Here is a 21337-nt window from a genome sequence, read left to right on the forward strand (position 1 = left end):
CCAAGCAATATCGCATTCTCATCAAGAGGGCGAATCGCCATAACGGGATGGGACTCAATAACATATTGTACCAAATCCGGGCTCCCGAAACGGGAATCACAGCAAGGATGCGGACAAGAGTTGGCTTTTTGACGAAATATCCATTTCCGTCATTGAATCTGCCGTGTTATGTATAAAGCCCGCCTTGTCCAGGACAAGACGGGCTTAGAGCTAAGATGTAACTTGAACCTGGTAACAGGTCACTCTAGATCAAACCGGATTTCTGAAGCAGCCGCTGTAAAATCTGAGCTACCTCGGCCCGGGTAATCTCGGACGTTGGTGCCAGCTCGGCAGCGCTTCTTCCTGTAACTACGCCGGCTTGAAGGGAATCCGCCACGCCCTTCTTAGCCCATGCAGCTATCTTATCCGCATCACGGTACGCAGCTAATGCTTGTGATGCATCCTGGGACGGGAGCTTCTTATCCAGTGCCGTAATCTTCATGGCTTTGGCTAAGATCGTCATGGCCTGTTCCCGGGTGATGGCATCGTTAGGGCGGAAATTGCCGTCCTCGAAGCCTTGGATCAGGTTGTTGGTGTACGCTGTCTGAATAACACCACTGTACCAGTCCGTATTTTTCACATCCTTGAAGGAAGCGCTAGAAGCTTCTGGAGCCAGCCCAAGGCCGCGGACCATGATAGCTGCGAATTCAGCCCGGGTAATACTTTGATTTGGACTAAACTTGCCATCGCCCTTACCTTCGATTACCATCCGGGAGCCCATGTCATTGACTGCATTCTTCGCCCAGTGATTGACCACATCGCTGAACTCGCGCGGGTGCCATACCACAGAGTACGTGCTGTTGGTCAAGCTGTTAATGACCGCATAGTATTTGCCGCTAACTTGTGTGACCCGAGTCGGTACATGACGTACCGTACCGTCTGGATCGACGATGACCCCTGTCGTAATCTTGTTCGGATCTACACCGTCCGGAAGTGCAACCCTTCTCTCCACATAAGCATCAAAATCTTCAACCTCAACCGTCTTGTTATCCAAAGTGGCTTGTACGGTAAAGTTGAGCGGAGGTGCTATAAGAGTGAAGGCGCCTTTCGCAGCCGCACTCTCTACGGTACGTGTCATTTCGGTTGTTGGAGCCGCCACTTCAATTCTCAATTTGATGGCCGCAAGGTCGATAGCTTGACCAAATTGTTTTGAAATCGCATCGATATTGATCTGATTCGCAGGGAGAGTGTATTCCGCTCGCTCGGTCTGAAGCTTAAGGACAGCCTGCAGGTTCTCCATGTTTTTGACCATCCGTCCGTTCAATTCGCCCACGATCACATCGCTCTTCGAATTTACAGGAATGGTTACGACTGCACCGCGTCCTTCGGAAGCGAGTCGTTCTTCAAGCTTTTTCTGATCCACTTCAATTGTGGTGACCGTCTGGCTGCTGCGTTTGCTTTCTGTTGCAGTTCCGGCTTGCTCAGCTTTTCCATTCACCAGTACGCTCACGCCACTGGAACCTGTGTTGCCACCGGAATTGCCGGTGCTTCCACCGTTATTGCCGCCAGTGTTCCCTCCGTTGTTGCCGCCAGTGTTCCCGCCGTTGTCACCACCAGTGTTCCCGCCGTTGTCACCACCTGAGGAACCATCTTCCGTCATCGAACGGGCGATAATGATATTTTGGTCATTGCGATTTTGCTGCATCACATAAATAGTTTGGCCGCTCACTGCCAATTCTCTAGGATAAATAAACTTGTAGGAATCGTCGAGATTCGTCCAGTCGAACGTTTGCTGGTTGTTGATTACACCCTGCCAGACAAAGCCGTTATTATCTGGGGAATTACCCGCCAGTAAGTAAATTTCATTCTTCGCTCCCAAAGCTATTGTTGCTTCATACTTGACATCTGGTGTAGAGCCTCCCGTCAGTTCTTGACGCGCTAAAGTCGTAGTTCCGTCACTAACGATGAGCTCCCCGTTATATTTATCATTTAAGCCGATAAGATAAATCTTTCCGTCACGCACCGTAAAATCCGTTATACCTAATATTGCAACGTTAGGCGTTACGTCGCTCCACTGCGTACCATTCCATTTCAGTAACAAATCTCTTGTAGCTGAGCCTCTCTCCCCACCGCTATAGACCGCCGTCACTTTTTGATAGATGGTCCCATTGTCCACTGCGATTTTACTATATTCGTATCCGGTGAATTCGCCCAGCTGCTCAGAATTGGCCGGGGCCAGTTCCTCAGGGACCGGAGCTGTGCTGATGACCTCCCACTGCGTACCATTCAGCTTTAATACCTGGTGGAGAGTCTCGCTATCGTTACCCTCTAGCCAATATTGTCTATATACATAAACGTTATCTTTATCCACCTCGAAATTAACAATCCTGCTGTATTCTAGATTTTCGATTTCAGGAAATGACGGTAAAGCTGTGAACGCAGTGTCCTTTGTTCCTATCTTTTCAAGGACTTCGCCAGTTTCAGATTCACCAAGGGTGTAGATCGTTCCGTCAGTTCCAACCCGGAAGCTATGTGCACGGAACGGATTCTCTTCCGATCCAGACCAAATCTGCTGCCATGCCGATTGCTTCTTGACGACGAGGTCGATTTGGCGATTTTTATCAACCTCGTTGCGCTTGCCTGCTACGGTCAGCTTAACAGCGGTATCGGAGCCTGACTTTGGCGCACGCTGTACAGTGGCTTCTCCTTTAGAGGCGTCCAGCTTAACTGCTTGGTTGTTGCTCGTCCAAGTCAGGCTTGTCCCGAAGTCCCCTGCAACATTCACCCCGAAATCACCGGTGACCCATTGCAGATAATCATCCTCTGCCGTGAAATTGATCACAGGATCGTAAATGGCTTCAGTTACTGCTTCCTCATCTGACATGATGCCCGGATGGAACACAGCAACATCGGACTCACCCTTGTAGATATTTTCCGTTACTGAACTGCTATTGGAGATGCTCCCCACACCCAGCCAATGTCCAGGTGTCCCGGCCAGATTAAACAACCAATCCAAGTTGAATGGAGCGGATTCGTCAGTTACCTGTAGGTTAGACGGAGTTACGGCATTAATAGTATAAATGGAGGTCTGCTCCCCATTCATCCCAATGGAGTACACATTAGGAGATGACTCAACAATGTTGCTTGCCGGGTTGGCGTCACTAGGCCCAAAGCGGGTGGCCCAGAGGAAGTCGCTGTTTTGGTCGTATTTTGCCAAAAAGGTTGTACCTTCTCCAGCAGCTAACTGTCCTGAATCAGAGCCCGTGGTGCCTAGGACTACAAATCCACCATTTGATGGGGAAATGTTGACCAAATCCTCCCGTTCTACGTCTCCCAAGGATTGCGGAGTATCCATAAGTTGCCCTGTAGTCTTATTAATTTCTGCCAGGAACAAATCATAGCTGCTGCTGTTGTCAACACTATGGAAATTGAATTGATTAAAGTCATTTTGGGTTGAAGCGGTGCCCCCCGCTACTACATACCTGTCCTCCAGTTCAACCACGCCTCGAGCGAACTCTCGGGTATTGCCGTCAATCACATTCGTCCACTCGATCTCTCCATTATCAGCATTCAGCTTCATAACGAAGGCGCTCGAATTTTGGTCCAAACGAATGTTGTTCTCAGGCTTGTATTTATTTAAGCCTGCGAAGTCTCCATCGTTCGATTGGGTCTCCCCGACAATGATCAGGCCGGTGTGATCAGCACTCTCGATGACCTGGTTAATGGCATCTAGACCCGTTCCGCCAATGGCCACGCTCCATTTCTTGTTACCGTCCGCATCTAGTTTGAGAACAGTACCATCGTCGCTCTCTGAACTGGAGCCAACATTTCCTGAACTAACGATCACATACCCACCGTCAGAGGTAGGTTTAATAGCTTTATTACTATATGAGCTTCGAATATGAGTTGATTTGGCCCACTGCAACACATGACTGGAGTTATACTTAACCAGGACGTCCACCTTATCATCATCATCTATCTCTTTCTTGGAAAGAACACCTGTTAGATTGCGGTCATACGAACCTGATCCCAACAGCACAGCATAACTGCCATCCTTATTCACAGCGGTATCCACAATCCGCTCCTCACCCGAACCGCCGAATGTCTTGATCGTATTTTGCACCTCGATCTCACCGGATGGGGACAAGTCCTCAGACTGGGCAAAGGCCGACACCGGAGCCAATCCCTGCAGCGGCAGCGCCAGTCCCATTGCCAGGCACAATGATAGTACTTTCTTACTTTTCATCATCTTCCTCCTATTCGTAGATGTTGATATGGGCAGAAGGGATATGGAAATACCCTCCATACATGTACCGATTATACAAACCAGCAATAAACAAAAAATAAACAAATACAGAAAAATAGAGCATTTTTGACAAAAAGATCGCCGCCGGGTATGCATCAGCAGTGGATACACGGTCAATCTGCGATTGTACGTAGATGTAAATAAAGGTAAAATATTACTGACTATAAGTACACCAACGGAGGGGTTAACGTGTCTAAACCGAAGGACTCGATCAGATCAGGCTGGGCGTGGATACTGGTATGTTTAGGTTTACTGATATTAGGATGTAATCATCTGTATGGATATTCGCTGTTAGATAGCTTTTTGGAGCTAGTCGGGATTGGCAGTTGGACTAAGGCAGGACAGACGGGGTGGCACATCACATCGCTTATAATACTTCCCCTGTTATTACTAAGCATGATCCAGGCTTCCCGATGCTTGCGAGAGCGATATCCCGGGATATTCAACGTATTGTTTATTTCCTCACTGCTGTGGAATGCGGCGTACCCCGCGCTAACCAAGGGAATTATCAATGTAAGTGAGCTCATCGCAAATTAGCCGGGGAGAGTAACTCAAATAATAGAGGTTCTTGCAAGCTCATGAACGAGGGAGATAGGTATGTACCGTAAAATCCTAGGTTGGTCAATAGCCCTGATAGCAGTGCTAATGCTGATAACTTACTTTTTGATGAACAACTCAGGGTTCTATATTACAGAAGATAGGGCTCTTAGAGGTTCCTATCCCTATACAGAGGGTGAAGTGGTATTCAAGAAAGCATACAAAGATAAAAATATAATAGTCTGGAAGACTCCCAGCGGCAGCTTCGCTAAAGTAATAGAACCCATGTGGGGAATCTTCTACTATGTATCTCAATCAGCTCAGTTATCTCCCATAAGATCAATGACGTGGAGAGAAGGGGACTTGGAACGGACCTGGTCGGCAAGTCTAAATTCCAATGAAAAGTATGAAACCGTACTGGCGGCGCGGTCGGATAACCCTGAGATTAAGAGAGTAGTTGTAAGCAATGATAATATTGACAATGCATCTGAAGATCTTGAAGAGATAAAAAAGAACTCTACGGTATTTATCGAATTGAAACTGGAAAATGGCACTGCGGCTTCTTGGGTAGAATTAGATCCACAGAATACTGGAGAATTTGTATTTAGAGGTATTAATGAGAAGGGGAAAATAGTTACTTTGGTGAGATAAGAGCTCTTGCCGCAACTAAGAATAGAACGCTTGGGAAAATCATAACAAAACAGGAGAGCTGAGATGTTTAGGAATCCTTTTTTCCATAATAAGTATATAAACATAGTGATCTTTGCAGGTTGTTTGGTTTACGCATTGATCATGATTAAATTACTGTTTTTACGTGGTGATTCGTACTATTACAGAACTGCATACAGGTATAACCTGGTGCCTTTTGAGACCATTCAGCAGTATGTGCTCCACCGGCAAGATTATAACCCAGACACATGGGTGAAAAATCTGCTTGGTAACATTATTTTATTCATACCGTTGGGTGTAATATTTCCGCTGCTAAGCCGAAGGTACCTTAGAGTCCTTCCCTTCACCCGAATTGTAGTCCTTGTCTTATTGACAGTTGAGCTGATCCAGCTATTTACGAGGGTTGGGAGCTTCGATGTGGACGACATAATATTGAATACATTCGGTGCACTAATTGGATTCGGAGCAACGGCAACATTGGTGAGTATCCCTATTTAAAGACAAGTCTTCCTTAGAGGGTTAGCCCGTTCACCGATTGGATCATGGACAAGAAGCTCAAGGGATAGAATTCGAGGTATAAGGGTGAAGTATGAAGATCAAAAATAGTGTCGAGTGCTGGATTGTATCCAACAATCAAGTATTACTACTAGAAGTAGATAAAGGAAAAGGGCACCCAAAGTTTTTACAACCGGTCACTGGCGGGATTGAACCTGGTGAGAACAGCTTGATTGCTGTGTGTAGAGAGATTTATGAAGAGACAGGATTACATGTAAGGCCAAATGAGTTGGAGCAGATAATAAATGGATACCAAGTATATATTCAAGAAGAACTCCTGAAGATTATTAAAGATGTATTTATTCTAAGATTGGAAAAGCCATTTGAGGTTTGTATTTCAAGCGAGCATACAGGATACAGTTGGGTACATTCCACTAAAGTGAACAAACTACTATATTGGGATAGCAATAAAGAGACATATACAATCATAGAAAGCCGATTGCAGGGGAATTAGGGGGCCTGAGAAGTAATATTAGAAGGGACTGAGGAGCAGTGAAACGAGTCGATGTAGTGTACTCTTTAATAACAGACCAATCCCAATCTAAGATTCTAGCGGTCAATAACATAGAACGTTCGAGCTGGTCTCTCCCTGGGGGAGCCGTTGAACCAAATGAGTCATTAGAGCAAGCGGCTGTTCGGGAGGCGAAGGAAGAGACAGGGCTCGATGTCAGGGTCCACGGTATTGTGGCCGTTAATGAGTGTAGATTTCTAGAGTTGGGAGAACATGCTGTTTTTATCACATTCAGAGCCGAAATTATAGGTGGGAACGAGGAAATATTAAGGCCAGACGAAATCTCTGAGATTGCTTGGATAGATATTGAGCGGGCCGATGAGCTCATGTCCTATTATAGGGGCGGCTTTAGAAGCTTGATTAACGGCAATGAAATTACATACTTTAATCAAGGCGACAGGCTCTAATTTATCCGCAAGGGAGGGGAGCACCATACGCAAATTCACTCTAATAACTAGCGTTACCGTGTTTATTGTGGCAGCTTTATTCTATTTCGGAATAGTAATCAATCATAAGAACCTGGGTGAAGTTAAGGCACTGATGGAGGAGCATATAATTGACAAGGGGAATTCAAAGGGCGAGTTCAATGTGGAGGTTGAACACCATTGGGAGAATAAGCTGTTTGGATATAATCCTTACCGTATAAGTGTTAAATATATGGATGAGCAAGACGTCGATTATTACTACGAGTATGATGAAGATGCGAATAAAGTCAATTCTAGCGGAATTGGGGCCATAAACGGCAAGGAAGATAAGAACTTCAAGCATATGGAATGATATAAGGGAGTGTTTCCACCAATGGGCAATAACTTTTACAAAATATTAGGTTCCCTATTCATGGCATTAAGCGCCATCCTGCACACGTTGGAGCGAATCACAGCGCATATATCCTCGGCTCTGATTATAGCTCTTGATTGATTTTGTGATTCTGGTATTCGGTTTCCCGAGAAGAAGCTAGGTCGGGCATGAGATGAGGTTCTCTTTTAAAATCAGACTTGCCGCCGCTTGTCTCACTCCCATATTATTCTCACTGATCGCGAGCCTCTGCTTTATGAATGAAACGTATGACTTCAGATTTTATTTTATAGCTTTTTTAATTTATAGTACTCTGCCTATTCTTATCCTGGGTCTGGCCTTGTCTATCCTAATAGGGGCAGTAGTTGACCGACTGGGACTCAGGAGCAAGGCACTTCATATGGTGGTCATCCTCCTTGCCTATGCGGCTGCCGGGTTCATTGGGACATTTATTTATACTGCTGCTGTAATGCTGCCAAGGGGGCTGGCACCGGGTTGGGAGGATGTAAGGCCTCTGTCCGTGTTTGGAATCACCGCCGCTCTGTTATTTGCGATAATTGAGTATGTATTAGACTTGTTCACCAAGAACCAACAGGTCAAAAGAAGAGAGGGGGCTGAGCAGTGTGAATGAGAACAAGACACATGCGTTTAATGATCTCCCAGCGGGCTTGGCCAAGCCTGCTATAAGGGCGCTCACCCATGCGGGACTGCTGAACCTTGAACAGATCTCCAGAAGGAGCGAGAATGAGATTAAGCAATTGCACGGAATCGGGCCTAACGCGCTTAAGCTGATTCGTGCTGCCTTAGAGAACAAGGGGCTTGCCTTCTCTGAAGACAAGTGAACCTGTATATCCAGTTGAAATTGGCACCCTTATTTAAGACCCAAATAAGTACACTTGAACCAGCCTGGAATCCGAATAATCCTGAGGGCTGGTTTATTTCCTTAAAAAAACCGCCCCAACCCATTCAAGCAGGATTAATGGCATAGGCAGGGCGAAATCATAAGGAGGATCTATGAAATTTGTCATTATTTTTGGGCCGCAGGCTGTCGGCAAAATGACCGTTGGACATGAACTGGAGCGACTGACAGGGCTGAAGCTTTTTCACAATCATATGACGATTGAGTTGGTGAATCCCTTCTTCGATTATGGTACGGCTGCAGGGGCACGTCTGGTCAGCTTGTTCCGCCGGGAGATATTTGAGGAGATGGCCAAGAGCGGCCAGGCGGGTATGATTTTCACATATGTGTGGGCATTTGACCTGAAGTCTGATTGGGATTATGTCGAGGAGATTAGCCATATCTTTGAATCCAGAGGCGGCACTGTGTATTTGGTTGAGCTTGAAGCGGATCTTGGGGCAAGGCTTGAGCGTAACAAGAGTCCACACCGATTGCTGCATAAGCCAACCAAGCGGAACTTCGAGCGATCTGAACAGGATCTGATAACAACCGCCGAGAGATACAGGCTCAATTCCCGCGAAGGTGAGATTAATAAGGAGAATTACCTCAGAATCAACAACACGAGGATTAGCCCTGCGGAGACGGCTCAGATTATTAAGGATAAGTTCCAGCTATAGCCGCAGCATGGATTCGCCTGAATTCATCAAAATGACTTAATTTCAGATCGGTCTGTGGTCATTCTGGGGTCTGCGCTTCGCGCAGGCTCGTGTATAATCGTGGAAACTGATCAGGAAGAGGGTTATGGTATGAATAATAAGAATAAGCAGCGGTCGGGATGGTTATCTGTTCTCCAACTAATTCTGGGAATCGGAGCCTTGTTCGGCGGGGCCTCGCTAATGATTGATCCGACTGGGGCGCTTCTGGGAATGTCTCTCTCTATGCTGGATAGATCTCCTTTTCCGAACTATCTCATCCCGGGCGTTATGCTGCTCGCTGTCCTTGGGATCATGCCTATCATCATCTCGTTAGGTCTTATCATTCGATGGAAATGGAGGCTGGCCGACAAACTCAATGTTTTCCACAACATGCACTGGTCCTGGTCCTTTTCGTTATACTCAGGCTTCGCCCTCATTATATGGATTGCCATTCAGGTCTACATAATAAATGCATGTTCAATCATACATCTCGTCTATATTTTGCTAGGGCTGGTCATACAGGTAGTCACCTTGTTACCTGGAACACAGAGAAAGTATAGAATCTAGAGCCGGCACCTATTCAGGGCCTTTCCAGAAGTAAAAGGGACACGAAGCAACTTTACCGGAGGTGGGTCCATGAACCGAATTGCAATTATATCCGACATTCACGGGAATATTCCAGCCCTTCAGGCTGTTCTTGAAGATATTCGTCAGCGCGGCGTCAGCACGATTTACTGCCTGGGCGATCTTATCGGGAAGGGGCCGGGCGGTCATGTGGCGGTGGATGTGATTAAGGCAAGCTGTGAACAGGTGGTGCGGGGGAACTGGGATGATTTTATTGGAAAAGAAACCACCAACGACGCATTAAAGTGGCATCAGGCTCAACTGGGACCGGAACGATTGGAATATCTGGGCACGCTCCCCTTCTCCATCGAATTCCTGATGAGCGGCAGATATGTTCGGCTGTTCCACGCCTCTCCAAGAAGTCTATATGAGCGCATCCAGCCTTGGGACAGCTACGAAAGCCGCCTCTCGCTGTGTGAAGGATCTGAGCTGTGCAAGGACCCGAGGGCGGCCGATGTGATCGGGTATGGGGACATCCACAACGCCTATCTCCAGCATCTGAATGGGAAGACACTGTTCAATACCGGAAGCGTAGGGAATCCGCTGGATCTGACCAGTGCTTCCTATGTAATACTGGAAGGCGAGGTCGGCAGCCAGGATGCGGCCGATCTGAATATTCAGTTCATAAGGGTGACTTATGATATTGAGGCGGCTATTCAGGAGGCTGTTGATGCCGGGATGCCGCTGCTGAATGAATATATTCAGGAGCTCAGAACTGCGAAGTACAGAGGGATTACCACATAATAGGAGTGCCGCCAATGACGACCACCGAAATGCTTGATATTTTTGATCAGGATATGAACCATCTGGGGACGGCCAGCCGCCAGGAAGCACATGCCCAGGGCTTGTGGCATCAGACTTTTCACTGCTGGGTTCTGAATCCATCAGCCGAGCGGGGGCCGAGCCTTCTGCTGCAGCTGCGCCACAAGAATAAGGATACATTCCCGGGCATGCTTGATACCTCATGCGCCGGACATCTCTTGGCTGGGGAGACGATACAGGACGGGGTGCGGGAGCTGGAGGAGGAGCTTGGGCTGTCCGTCTCCCTGAGCGACCTCCTTTATTGCGGCCGTGTGGCCGAGGAATATGTGCTATCCGAACGGCTCATTGACCGCGAGTTCAATCACATTTTTGTATATGCATGTGATAAGCCGCTCCAGGAGTATCATTTTCAACTGAGTGAGATTTCGGGCCTGTTCATGGTCAATCTTCGGGAGTTCGAGAAGCTTCTGGCCGGTGGACGCACGACCATTTCGGCTGCAGGTGTCCTGCACGATGAGCTTGAGGGAGTGACTAGCCCGGTGGTGCGGGAGATCGGCAGAGAGGATATCGCACTGAATTCGCCGGAGTACTTCGAGCTGCTTTTTAACACGATTGATGAGCGCATTATCAAAAGTAGAGGACGCTAGACTTTACAAGAAAGGAGCCGGACCATGGGTATCTCCAAGCTGACCGAGGAACAAATCTACGAGTATGATGTGAACGTCAAGTTCTATAACAACACACGGGTTGTTGTAGATACCGAGATCACTCCCATATACTGCACAGCTTGCAGCAATCAGACGGGAGGCATGTACCACTACGATGGATCAAGGTATGGACAGGTCGGGACGGTGATCTGTGACGTCTGCCATGCGGAGATATTGTGCACCGATGATGACAATTACAGGTACCAAATTCACCTGAGTACCAAGGACTACAACAGACCCTTACATACGGATCAGGAGCCCGGCAACAGGTACCGCAAGATAACCCTTGATTTCTCCGCGCTCTATCTGCTAAGCGAAGCTGTATTTGAGACTCTGACTCAAAAAGGGTTCGATCTCTCTGAACTCGGGGCTTACACGCAGTTAAGCTCTATTAATCACTTGGTCCGGGAGCAATACGCTCGGCCGGTTCCTGAACTGAATCTATACCTGGACTCCAAGATCAGACGGGTGCCCCCGGTTGTACTGGAATGGTATCAGATTCTGAACGAGCTGGAGATTGCTGAATTTACGAGCCTTACTACCTAACCAAAGGAGAAGCGGACATGGATCAGCAGTGGAGAATAGCACCTTATGAGCCGCAGTGGTGGACGGGTCTGTTTGTTAATTTGGGAACCAGGCTTAGAGCCTCCCTGGGAAGTACCGCACTACGAATAGATCATGTGGGATCTACATCTGTTGTGGGCTTGGACGCGAAGCCGATCATAGATATTCAGATCTCGGTGCAGAATTTCGACGTTGAATCCGATTATAAGTCTGCCATTGAAAGATTAGGTTATAAGCTTCGTGAGGAGAATACGGATAAGACCAAGAAGTATTTCCGGGAACTACCTGGACATAGAAGGACACATATCCATGTAAGACAAGCAGGCAGCTTCTCGGAGCAGATGACCCTGCTTTTTCGCGATTACTTAAGAGTTCACCCGGAGGATTGCTCCAGATACGTCCAGGAGAAGCATCGTCTGATGGGATTGTACAATAACGAACGATCTAAGTATGTAGAGGGAAAAGGTCCTATTGTATGGGATATTCTGCGCCAAGCTCATATATGGTCACAGACAACCGGGTGGAGACCTGGCAGAACGGATGCATGAACTATAGTGGAAGATGGATTGCGGTGGGAACCTAGGCTTGGGAATAGAAAATGCCTAATAGACTTGTTAATCCACAGGCCCAGTCTGAGAGAGATTATGAGGCGGGCCCGTGTTGTACTAGGAGCAGTAAGCGCTGGTTAACTTCTAAGAGAGGGGTCGCTTATGAAGCTAATGCCTGACTATGCGCAGGTCCTGATCGTAGGCGTTATCTTTCGCGGGACCTGGAATTGGTATATTACGGAGAGAGAATACTGGTTCCTCAACACGGAGATGGAGGACCGGTTCGGTATCGAAATCCTGGATGAAAATACTGCGGAAGCCTTTTTAACCCGAATCGAAGATCTTAAGGTATCTACGCTTGAGCTGGCACAGACTTTGAATGACCTGAGGGACGCGTTCAAAAGCTATGACGAGGTGCTGGAATTCATTCCTGCGATTTATGTGAACTTTGACGAGAAGGTGCTCTACTCTCTATTCCCTGAACCGATGTCATTTGAGGATTATGTCCCTGATGGGTGGACGGGAGAGTACAAGGATTTTCTTGATGAGGTGCCTGAGCAAGAACAATATTGGGCAGCAGGGGGACAGCATTTCTTCAATGAAATGTGGGACAGGTTTAAGTAAAGACGATTGGCGGGGAGTGATTTCAATCAAGCTGCTGTTCATTTGTAGTCGGAATAAATGGAGAAGCCTGACGGCTGAGAAAGTCTTTGAGCAGTACAGCATGTATCAAGTGAGGTCCGCGGGGACTGAAGAGAACGCGAGAATTAAAGTAACGGCAGGCCACATTGGGTGGGCTGACCTTGTTTTTGTGATGGAGACCAAGCATGCGCGCAGACTCCAAGAGAAGTTCGGCCCGGGCCTCACCGGCAAAAGAATAATCTGGCTGGATATTCCAGACGATTATCCTTTTATGAATGAGGAACTGGTCGAAATTCTGAAAGCAAGAGTCTCGGAATATATCGAAGTGCCGGGTTGGTGACTCCTTGTGCTTAAAGCGTTACCTGGCATAGAAACAGAGTAATACAACTAGCAAATATGAAGCAGCGCCGATGATCCTTATAGGGTGGTTCCACTTGTACTCATGCAGCGGCGACACCCTGTTGACAATCTCGCCGAACAAGAAGGATCCTAAGATGAATATAATGGCTTTAGACAAGAAGTGATCCCACACCCGGGTTAAATCCGTGATGTCCCAATAGAAAAGCGACCATAAATAACCGAGAAACCCATTAAGCACAATGGACCAAAACAGATCTTTTGGCTTCATGACTACATCACCGCCTGAAGATAATTTGTAAGTCATAGTATAAGAACACCGGAAAGCGGTGTTTTGTTGGTGTTTTTTTAAGATGGAGAGCATCTGGCGTGCACAAATTACCCCTTCCAATCCCTGTGATGTATAATATTGGAAGGGTGTTTTCTTTTTAGAGACGCTCACTTCCGATTTAATAACCGCAGCGGAATCGACCTATACATGAACAGAACAAGACCCCCTTGCTGGAAGGAGCAGCGCATGAAGTTCGTCCCGAGAAATGAACGCGGCACATCTTATCTGGAATTATCGATCGCCCTTGCCGCTTTGCTGATGGCATTACTCTTTAGAAACAACTTCGCCATCGCGTTGATATGTGGCGTGGTCTTTGCCGTCATCATCCTAAGAAGGATTGATTTCAAGAAGCACGTAATTCTAAAGCGAGCATTGATTGCTTGCTCTGTCCTGCTGTTAGTCTCCTTTGTGATTGTAGAGTCCTTTGTACTGTCAGACTTCGGCACAGATGACCGTGCGGTAACCGATGCCGATTATGTTGTAATTCTTGGATCGGGCCTCAAGGGAACACGGCTGTCACTAACCTTGAAGCAGCGGCTGGATGCAAGCCTGCTTTATGTGAACCAGCACCCGGAGATCCCTATTATCGTATCCGGAGGCCAAGGACCGGGGGAGGACATAACCGAGGCGGCAGCCATGAAGAAGTATCTTGTCAGCCAAGGGGTCGCGGGAGACCGAATCAAGCTGGAGGATAAATCGACAAGCACGAAGGAGAACTTGTCTTTCTCCAAGAAGCTAATGCAGCGCAGTGAAAGCAGCCGCCCTAAGATCATCATTGTCACCAGTGACTATCATTTGTTCAGAGCCAAATATATTGCGGCGACACTCGGCTATGAAGCCTATGGCATATCGGGGGATTCTCCCCTATATCTTAAGCCGATCAACATGATCCGAGAGTACCTGGCCGTGATCAAGGCTTTGTTGTAGATCGTAGTGCCTTCTCCGGTTGCTTAAGTACTAACTCTACTGCCATGCAACGCGAACCGGAACACATTCATGGTCTGGGACCACTGATTATTTCCCGTGGAACGAGGTGAACAACAATGGATCAGGTAGTTAAACAGGAGAGAGCCAAAGTCCTGTACAAGCTGACGCTGATACTAAGCGCATTCAGCAGCGTTCTAATCCTCTCTCTTCATACACTCAAGTGGGTCATCCATGATGAATGGGCCCTATTCATGACAGTGCCGCTGTTGCTGCTCGGCTACGTTTTCTTCTGCGGATCTCTATTGTTCTCTGGACTATATTTCATATTTAGCCGTTACCACTCTACCTGGCTGCTAAGAGCTTTGCCCCTAATAGTTGGGTTACTGGCCTTAGCCATAGTACAGGTTACTCCCTATGCCCCTCATAACTAGAAGGCCAGTTAATCAACCCGGCCATCCATTAGATCAGCTGGAGATTGCCAACACAAGGAGTGTGTAACATGGGAGCGATTATCGAAATTATGGAGCTCCACAATTTGGAGCCATCAGCCTTAGAGCAGTTGTCGGATTTACTCGTGCGCATCGTAGAGGGAGGCGCCTCCATTGGCTTTCTTTCGCCGCTTGAATTCGGGGAAGCTGCTACATACTGGAAGCAGGTGATCGGACGGGGCGTGAAGCTGTGGATCGCGACCCGGGATGATCAGGTTCTCGGTACCGTTCAGCTTCATTTAGCCGGGAAAAAGAACGCTTCTCACCGGGCTGAGGTCGCCAAATTAATGGTTCATCCAGACCACCGAAGAAGCGGCGTAGCCCGCCTGCTTATGAAGACCCTGGAGGAAGCTGCGCGGGAAGAAGGAAGGTTTCTGCTGGTGCTGGACACCAGAGAGGGAGATTCCTCTAATGACCTGTACAAGTCATTAGGCTATATCGAAGCAGGCCGTATCCCCGAGTTCGCACAGTCGGCGGGGGGAACTTTAGATACTACGGTTTTATATTACAAGAAGCTTAAATATGGAAAGAACTAAAGAAATGGCCGATTGAATTTAAGCTAACACTTGTTGTGTATAACATGGTCGCGCAATCCCGATCAAAGCCATATAGGTGGTGAAGGAATTGAAGCATATCTATTTTATCCGTCACGCGGCAGCAGCAGGCCAGGAGCCTGAGGCTCCGCTCACTGAGGCAGGAGAGGCCCAAGCTATGCAGCTGGCCAGTTTCCTTAAAGACCGAGGGATCGAGTACATAGTCTCAAGCCCTTACGTTAGAGCAGTTGAGACCATACGCCCATTAAGCGGGCTTGCCCATATTAGGATTCACACGGATGACCGTCTGAAGGAGAGAGTACTCAGTCCAGCTCCGCTTGAGAATTGGATGGAGCTGCTTGAGCGGACCTATGCTGAGGAGGACTTTGTTCTTGAAGGCGGCGAGTCTACTGCGGAGGCTGCAGGCAGAGGGGTGGCTGTTCTTGAGGAACTTCTGACAAGGACGGAGAGAACATTAGCCATGGTAACACATGGTGTACTATTATCCTTGTTAATCAGACACTATCAACTGGACTTTGGCTTTGAGGAATGGAGGAGGTTATCTAATCCTGACGTGTATTTACTTGAGGTAAGCGGCAGCCATGCTCACTTGCAGCGGGTATGGGGGACTATAATCCAACTATAACCGGAGCCTAGACTAACGGAGAGCCGCTCTGACATAACAATCATCAAGTTTTGTGTTGAACGAAGCTCCTATTTCTAACAACTAACAAAGGGGGATACAAATGTCGCCAAAACTATTGAAAGTTACTATATTGTTAGTTGTCATAGGGTTCATTATGTGGCTTGGTTATCAAACGATCCACAATTTTGCTGAAAATTTAGGAAGTAGTTATAAGCAAATTGGATAATTAACAAGACTATAACCAAGTCATTAAATGTCGTGGTGGAAGAGAACCGGGGCAGATATTCAGGAAATACAGCAACGTGGAAATTCGTATACAAAGTTCAAAAGCTTAAATAAGGGAACTAACGTTCAGATTGGCCCGTGTTCGCAGCTTGCTGTGTACATGGGTCATTTGCATTTTCTGGGTCCATTTTACATCACCATGACATAGGTCGCATCCAGGGTCATCTTGTGTTATTATACAATTTGTTTGGTACAATATAGGAAGTGAAGCTTTCGCGAGAAGTGTAACTGGAGAACCCGTTTTGGTTAGGGGCTTTATATGGCGGCTAAACACTATTCTGACGGAAAGAAGGTATATACGATGGAATTGTGGTTTACTGAGAAACAGACTCCGGCGTTCGGCATTACAGCGAAGATCCGGGAAACGTTGGTTACGGAGAAGACAGATTTTCAAGATTTGGCGATGATTGACACTGAGGAATTTGGACGTATGCTCGTCCTGGACGGCATGGTCATGACTACGATCAAAGATGAATTCGTCTATCATGAAATGGTCGCGCATCCGGCGCTGTTCACCCATCCTAATCCAAAGCACGTGCTCGTTGTGGGCGGTGGAGATGGCGGGGTTATCCGTGAAGTTCTCAAGCACCCTGGTGTAGAGAAAGCGGTACTCGTTGAGATCGACGGCAAGGTTATCGAATACTCGAAGCAATACCTGCCTGAAATTGCCGGTGAGCTGGACAACCCTCGTGTAGAGGTTCTGGTGAATGACGGATATATGCATATTATCGAAAATAAAAATAAATACGATGTCATCATGGTGGATTCCACGGAACCTGTGGGCCCTGCGGCTCCGCTGTTCGAGCGTGGCTTCTACCAAGGCATCCATGAAGCTCTGAAGGAAGATGGTATCTTCGTCGCTCAGACGGACAACCCTTGGTTCAAGGCTGACCTGATCCAGAAGGTCAACAAAGACGTGAAGGAGATCTTCCCGATCGTTCGTGTATACGGTGCGAACATCCCTACTTACCCAAGTGGTCTGTGGACGTTCACGCTTGGAAGCAAAACCCATGATCCGCTGCAAGTGGACGAGACTCAAATTCCTGAGATCGATACGAAATATTACACACCGCGCCTGCACAAGGCCGCGTTCGTGCTTCCTAAATTCGTTGAAGATCTGGTGAAATAGGAGGCTGTTCATATGAAATTGGATCAAGCCTATTCCGGCAATGTCTTCATCTGCAGCTCCGACAATTATGAAGAGTCCAAAGCGGTCATCTACGGGATGCCGATGGACTTCACGGTCAGCTACCGTCCGGGCTCCCGGTTCGGCCCAGCCCGTATCCGCCAGGCTTCCGTAGGACTTGAAGAATACAGCCCATACCTGGATAAAAGCATTGTCGATATGACCTATTTCGACGCAGGCGATCTGCTGCTGCCATTCGGCAACGCAGCCCGCAGCCTTGAGGTCATCGGGGAATATGTGCGCGGCCTGCTGGCTGACGGCAAATTCCCGATCGGTCTCGGCGGCGAGCATCTCGTCTCCTGGCCGATCTTCCAGGAAGTGTACGCCAAGTATCCGGATCTGGCCCTCATTCATATCGACGCGCATGCAGACCTGCGCGAGAACTATGAAGGCGAGCCGCTGTCCCACTCCACCCCTGTGCGTAAGGCAGCTGAACTTATGGGCGGGAAGAATATCTACCAATTCGGAATCCGTTCCGGCTCCAAGGAAGAGTTTCTGTATGGACGCGAGAACATCAACTTCTATCCGTTTGAAGTTGCGGCTCCGCTCAAGCAGGCTCTGCCGAAGATTGGCCGTCGTCCTGTCTATGTAACCATTGATATCGACGTGCTTGATCCTTCTGCAGCACCGGGTACAGGTACCGCAGAAGCAGGCGGAATCACATCCAAAGAGCTTCTCGAAGCCGTGCATTTGATCGCCGGCTCCGATGTGAACGTAGTGGGCTGTGACCTGGTAGAGGTGGCGCCGATCTACGATCCAACAGAACAGACTCAGATTGTTGCCGCCAAGCTGATCCGTGAAATGCTGCTTGGATTTGTGAAATAATTTGGGTTAATCTAGATGAATAAGATAAGCACCCCATTCCGAGCCAGAAATATGACTTGGAATGGGGTGCTTTTGCATAACAGGAATCTAGAACGGGAAGGACAGCTGCTCTGCCTCCAACTGAATCTCATCCTTCGTGACAGCAGCAGCGGGAGCCGGGAATCTGCCTGCCTTCACGGCTGGGGGCACAGGCGCGGGATTCTTCGGCTTCTCCGGAAGAAGCTTGCCGTCCTCTCCCGCTCCAACCACTCCCGCCTCAACCTCAACCTCAACCTCAACCTCAACCTCAACCTCAACCTCAATCCCAACCTCAATCCCAACCCCAACCCCAACCCCAACCGCTCCAGTTCCTCCAGGGAGCCCGGATAACCTATGCTTACGGAGTAAGCGGCTGGACATTTCTGTGAACCTGTCGATATATCGACGATCGGCATAATGTCCCTGCCCGTACAAATCTACGTAAGCAGGGACGAGCTCCGGATAATGGGTACGAAGTGTACTCATATACCAGGCCTTAACATCCCTGGATAGGCGCAAAAGGGATACCATGGCGAATGCGGCACCGCGTTCCTTGGCAGCCGAGAGCAGGGCATCCATACTATCCTCGGAATCGGATAGCAGCGGTAGCACAGGCGCCGCGAAGATTCCTGTGTGAATGCCGCTCTCGGCCAGCTTGTGCACGGTCTCCAGCCTCATCTGGGGATGCGGGGAGGCGGGCTCCAGGCGGCGGATAAGCTCCGCATCCAGTGAATTGAGACTGATGTTCATGGATAGATCGCTCATTTGGGTCAGGATATCCAGATCCCTCACCACAAGCGGCGATCGGGTAGTAATGCTGGTTCTGATCCGGTACTTGGCCAGCAGCTTGAGACAATCACGGGTCAGCTGGGCCTTTGCCTCAATCGGCTGGTAAGGATCTGTAGCTGTTCCAATCGTAACCTGACCAATATGTCTTCGCATCGCTTCGATATCGTACCCGAACTTTCCCGCCATCCGGGATAGTTGGCCCTCCAGTGCTTCAGGTGCATTCTGCTTCAGAACAATATGATGCTGGAACTCATCTTCAGCGCCCCGCCCGATGAAGGACTGAAAGGCCCGGGCATAACAGAAGCTGCACCCATGGGCGCAGCCCCGGTAGGGATTGATGGACCAGTCGAAGGGCATCCGCTCTTCTTTTACCCGGTTAAGTGTCTGCTTGGTATTCACATGCTCGTAGGTAGTCTCAGGCACGATACGGATCTCCTCCTTCGGGGTGAGGTATTATATATTAATTGACCTTGTTAACAAGGCACGGCATATGATTCAAATTAGGATATTACATACAGTGCGTCAGCAGTACATCCATTATACCAAACATCTGTTCGCATTTAAAATGTTTTTTCGCCCATATCGACTGTCCGGCTCACCAGGTGTCAAGAACTGCTGTATAGATCAGCAATCCGGCTCAACAGAGGCTTCTTATCTAAGCCATCCTTACTTAAGCCCTCCTTATCAGATCCCTGCTTAACAGAATTGCTATGCGGGTTCCAGCTATTATTGATTCTCCCAATGAATGGGTAAAATTATATATGGTGCTTATAAGACAACGTTACTGATATTTGTACGATCTTCTTTATAGATTAGATACGAGAGGGAGGTAGCATCTAATGACAATACGACATTTCAAATCTGCTGTGCTTACAGCAGCGGCCCTTGTCCTATCCATCGGGATTGGCAGTAGTACGGCTGTAATCGAGAAATCCGAGGCAGCCGCTGCATCCGCACCCTGCCAGAGCGGAGATCATGGACTGCTTAAGAGTCTCCAGAAGAAGCACGCGGCAGAAGACCAGGACCCGCTTCATATTACAGATATTGCTTTTCTGAATGATACAACGGGGCGGGCTGCGGGAAATGGCTTTCTCATCGGTACGTCTAACGGAGGTTGCAACTGGCAGGAGATCTATACAGGACAGTGGCAGTTCGAGCAAATGGTATTCCCGGACAACGTGAACGGTTGGGCCTTGGCCCGTATATCTCCCGGAGGTCCGGTCAAGCTAATCGCAACGAAGGACGGAGGCTCGCGCTGGAGCATAATCGGCACCTCAGGCCAGCAATTCAAGAAGATTGATGTGCTGGGGACGAATCACATTGTGGGATATACCTCGAACGGAGCCTATAAATCCCTGAATGGAGGCACAACCTGGACACAGATCAAGACACCGGTAAATACCCGGGCAGCTGTCTTCACGGATCAGACAGCCCGTACGGGATGGTCGCTGACGGTTCATCCAGGTATCGGTTATAAGCTCCACAAGACAACCAGTGGCGGTGCCAGCTGGAGCACGAGGCTGACCATTCCATTCGGGACTCCTTATGGAGGTGAGCTGTACAGCCAAGGAAGCCAAGTGTGGGCTCTTGTATACGGGGGGACCGGCATGTCCCAGGTATCTTACGCTTTGTACGGCAGTCATGACAGCGGCGCTCACTGGAACCGTGTCATCGCACAGAGTACGGCAGGCGGGGGACCCGCCCCCGGCAGGGGGCCTGCACTTGCTAACAAAGGGCCGGCCAGCCCTGGTGGGCATCCGGGAAATATGAAGCTGATCGGGAATAGTACGGCTTACCTTGCGGGAGGTTCTCCGGCTGGAGGCAAGGTGGGGGTTGGGCGTTCTTTTGACGGCGGCCGTTCGTGGAGCAATGTTCCCGCTGTACTGGGCGGGTATGATGCCCGGATCTCCTTCCCTTCACAGAAGACAGGATGGCTCGCGGTTACAAGTGCGACACAGACAGCGGTCTATGTCACCCATGATGGCGGAGTCTCGTGGAATAAGAGATTCTCACTGCCTGACGCTGTCTCAGCCATGTCTCAGAAGTAACGGAACCGATCTTATTCTCATTAAAAATGGACGACGAGGACCCTCCTTCTGACAAGGAGGGTTCTTCTATACGGCTAACACCTGCAGAATGGGCAAAATCCCCTTCTCCCAT

The 21337-nt window shown here is 48.5% G+C and carries 25 protein-coding genes; 22 read left to right on the plus strand and 3 right to left on the minus strand.

Translation table 11 applies throughout. The annotated features are described in order from the left end of the window. Positions 1 to 244 precede the first annotated feature (244 nt). Positions 245 to 4228: an S-layer homology domain-containing protein gene (locus tag LDO05_RS00680; protein ID WP_251376995.1), complete on the minus strand. Its 3984-nt coding sequence runs from the start codon at positions 4226 to 4228 to the stop codon at positions 245 to 247. Positions 4229 to 4882: 654 nt separating this feature from the next. Between LDO05_RS00680 and LDO05_RS00685 the strand changes: the two genes are divergently transcribed. The 15 genes from LDO05_RS00685 to LDO05_RS00755 all read left to right on the plus strand — a co-directional run bounded on the left by LDO05_RS00685 (position 4883) and on the right by LDO05_RS00755 (position 13132). Beyond that, on the plus strand, positions 4883 to 5473 hold the full coding sequence (locus tag LDO05_RS00685; protein WP_251376996.1) for a hypothetical protein: 591 nt from the start codon (positions 4883 to 4885) through the stop codon (positions 5471 to 5473). 63 nt (positions 5474 to 5536) lie between these two features. Next, positions 5537 to 5989, plus strand: a complete 453-nt coding sequence (locus LDO05_RS00690; protein ID WP_346657601.1) for a VanZ family protein — start codon at positions 5537 to 5539, stop codon at positions 5987 to 5989. 91 nt (positions 5990 to 6080) lie between these two features. Beyond that, positions 6081 to 6500, plus strand: a complete 420-nt coding sequence (locus LDO05_RS00695) for an NUDIX domain-containing protein (RefSeq protein ID WP_251376998.1) — start codon at positions 6081 to 6083, stop codon at positions 6498 to 6500. Between the two features lie 38 nt (positions 6501 to 6538). Further along, positions 6539 to 6964, plus strand: coding sequence for an NUDIX hydrolase (locus tag LDO05_RS00700; protein ID WP_251376999.1), 426 nt, complete (start codon positions 6539 to 6541; stop codon positions 6962 to 6964). After that, positions 6927 to 7334 (plus strand): hypothetical protein, encoded by a 408-nt coding sequence (locus LDO05_RS00705; RefSeq protein WP_251377000.1) that lies wholly within the window; start codon positions 6927 to 6929, stop codon positions 7332 to 7334. The genes LDO05_RS00700 and LDO05_RS00705 overlap by 38 nt, the downstream gene beginning before the upstream one ends. Before the next feature lie 274 nt (positions 7335 to 7608). After that, the gene (locus tag LDO05_RS00710) at positions 7609 to 7983 is read left to right on the plus strand and encodes a hypothetical protein (RefSeq protein WP_251377001.1); all 375 of its coding nucleotides are present in this window, start codon (positions 7609 to 7611) and stop codon (positions 7981 to 7983) included. Next, on the plus strand, positions 7976 to 8194 hold the full coding sequence (locus tag LDO05_RS00715) for a helix-hairpin-helix domain-containing protein (protein WP_251377002.1): 219 nt from the start codon (positions 7976 to 7978) through the stop codon (positions 8192 to 8194). Before LDO05_RS00710 ends, LDO05_RS00715 begins: the two co-directional genes overlap by 8 nt. A gap of 172 nt (positions 8195 to 8366) precedes the next feature. Next, positions 8367 to 8927, plus strand: coding sequence for a DEAD/DEAH box helicase family protein (locus LDO05_RS00720; protein ID WP_251377003.1), 561 nt, complete (start codon positions 8367 to 8369; stop codon positions 8925 to 8927). Positions 8928 to 9056: 129 nt separating this feature from the next. Beyond that, a complete protein-coding gene (locus tag LDO05_RS00725) occupies positions 9057 to 9512 on the plus strand; it encodes a hypothetical protein (RefSeq protein ID WP_251377004.1) in 456 nt (151 codons plus the stop codon). Between the two features lie 69 nt (positions 9513 to 9581). Next, positions 9582 to 10313 carry a metallophosphoesterase family protein gene (locus LDO05_RS00730; RefSeq protein WP_251377005.1) on the plus strand — a complete coding sequence of 244 codons (732 nt, stop codon included), beginning with the start codon at positions 9582 to 9584 and terminating at the stop codon, positions 10311 to 10313. 14 nt (positions 10314 to 10327) lie between these two features. Beyond that, on the plus strand, positions 10328 to 10978 hold the full coding sequence (locus LDO05_RS00735; protein ID WP_251377006.1) for an NUDIX hydrolase: 651 nt from the start codon (positions 10328 to 10330) through the stop codon (positions 10976 to 10978). Positions 10979 to 11002: 24 nt separating this feature from the next. After that, on the plus strand, positions 11003 to 11584 hold the full coding sequence (locus LDO05_RS00740) for a hypothetical protein (protein ID WP_251377007.1): 582 nt from the start codon (positions 11003 to 11005) through the stop codon (positions 11582 to 11584). 17 nt (positions 11585 to 11601) lie between these two features. Continuing rightward, the gene (locus LDO05_RS00745) at positions 11602 to 12150 is read left to right on the plus strand and encodes a GrpB family protein (RefSeq protein WP_251377008.1); all 549 of its coding nucleotides are present in this window, start codon (positions 11602 to 11604) and stop codon (positions 12148 to 12150) included. A 162-nt stretch (positions 12151 to 12312) separates the two neighbouring features. Beyond that, positions 12313 to 12774, plus strand: coding sequence for a hypothetical protein (locus LDO05_RS00750; protein WP_251377009.1), 462 nt, complete (start codon positions 12313 to 12315; stop codon positions 12772 to 12774). A 25-nt stretch (positions 12775 to 12799) separates the two neighbouring features. After that, positions 12800 to 13132, plus strand: coding sequence for a low molecular weight protein tyrosine phosphatase family protein (locus tag LDO05_RS00755; protein ID WP_251378562.1), 333 nt, complete (start codon positions 12800 to 12802; stop codon positions 13130 to 13132). 18 nt (positions 13133 to 13150) lie between these two features. Here the strand turns inward: LDO05_RS00755 and LDO05_RS00760 are convergent, their stop codons facing one another. After that, complete coding sequence (locus LDO05_RS00760) at positions 13151 to 13420, minus strand: hypothetical protein (protein ID WP_251377010.1); 270 nt, start codon at positions 13418 to 13420, stop codon at positions 13151 to 13153. Positions 13421 to 13666: 246 nt separating this feature from the next. Between LDO05_RS00760 and LDO05_RS00765 the strand changes: the two genes are divergently transcribed. The 6 genes from LDO05_RS00765 to speB all read left to right on the plus strand — a co-directional run bounded on the left by LDO05_RS00765 (position 13667) and on the right by speB (position 18370). Further along, the gene (locus LDO05_RS00765) at positions 13667 to 14407 is read left to right on the plus strand and encodes a YdcF family protein (RefSeq protein ID WP_251377011.1); all 741 of its coding nucleotides are present in this window, start codon (positions 13667 to 13669) and stop codon (positions 14405 to 14407) included. A 116-nt stretch (positions 14408 to 14523) separates the two neighbouring features. After that, the gene (locus tag LDO05_RS00770; RefSeq protein ID WP_251377012.1) at positions 14524 to 14838 is read left to right on the plus strand and encodes a hypothetical protein; all 315 of its coding nucleotides are present in this window, start codon (positions 14524 to 14526) and stop codon (positions 14836 to 14838) included. Between the two features lie 68 nt (positions 14839 to 14906). After that, positions 14907 to 15431 carry a GNAT family N-acetyltransferase gene (locus tag LDO05_RS00775; protein WP_251377013.1) on the plus strand — a complete coding sequence of 175 codons (525 nt, stop codon included), beginning with the start codon at positions 14907 to 14909 and terminating at the stop codon, positions 15429 to 15431. Positions 15432 to 15519: 88 nt separating this feature from the next. After that, entirely contained in the window at positions 15520 to 16074 is a 555-nt protein-coding gene (locus LDO05_RS00780; RefSeq protein ID WP_251377014.1) for a histidine phosphatase family protein, read from the plus strand. Positions 16075 to 16660: 586 nt separating this feature from the next. Beyond that, positions 16661 to 17488, plus strand: coding sequence for a polyamine aminopropyltransferase (speE, locus tag LDO05_RS00785; RefSeq protein ID WP_251377015.1), 828 nt, complete (start codon positions 16661 to 16663; stop codon positions 17486 to 17488). 12 nt (positions 17489 to 17500) lie between these two features. After that, positions 17501 to 18370: an agmatinase gene (gene speB / locus LDO05_RS00790; RefSeq protein ID WP_251377016.1), complete on the plus strand. Its 870-nt coding sequence runs from the start codon at positions 17501 to 17503 to the stop codon at positions 18368 to 18370. Between the two features lie 87 nt (positions 18371 to 18457). Here speB and LDO05_RS00795 read toward each other — a convergent pair whose 3' ends face one another. Further along, positions 18458 to 19600 carry an SPL family radical SAM protein gene (locus tag LDO05_RS00795; RefSeq protein ID WP_251377017.1) on the minus strand — a complete coding sequence of 381 codons (1143 nt, stop codon included), beginning with the start codon at positions 19598 to 19600 and terminating at the stop codon, positions 18458 to 18460. Between the two features lie 416 nt (positions 19601 to 20016). On the opposite strand from LDO05_RS00795, the gene LDO05_RS00800 reads away from it, so the two are divergent. Then, positions 20017 to 21225, plus strand: a complete 1209-nt coding sequence (locus LDO05_RS00800; RefSeq protein ID WP_251377018.1) for a beta propeller repeat protein — start codon at positions 20017 to 20019, stop codon at positions 21223 to 21225. The last annotated feature ends 112 nt before the right edge of the window (positions 21226 to 21337 follow it).

This window comes from Paenibacillus sp. YPG26 (assembly GCF_023704175.1).
In the GTDB taxonomy this organism is placed as follows: Bacteria; Bacillota; Bacilli; order Paenibacillales; family Paenibacillaceae; genus Fontibacillus.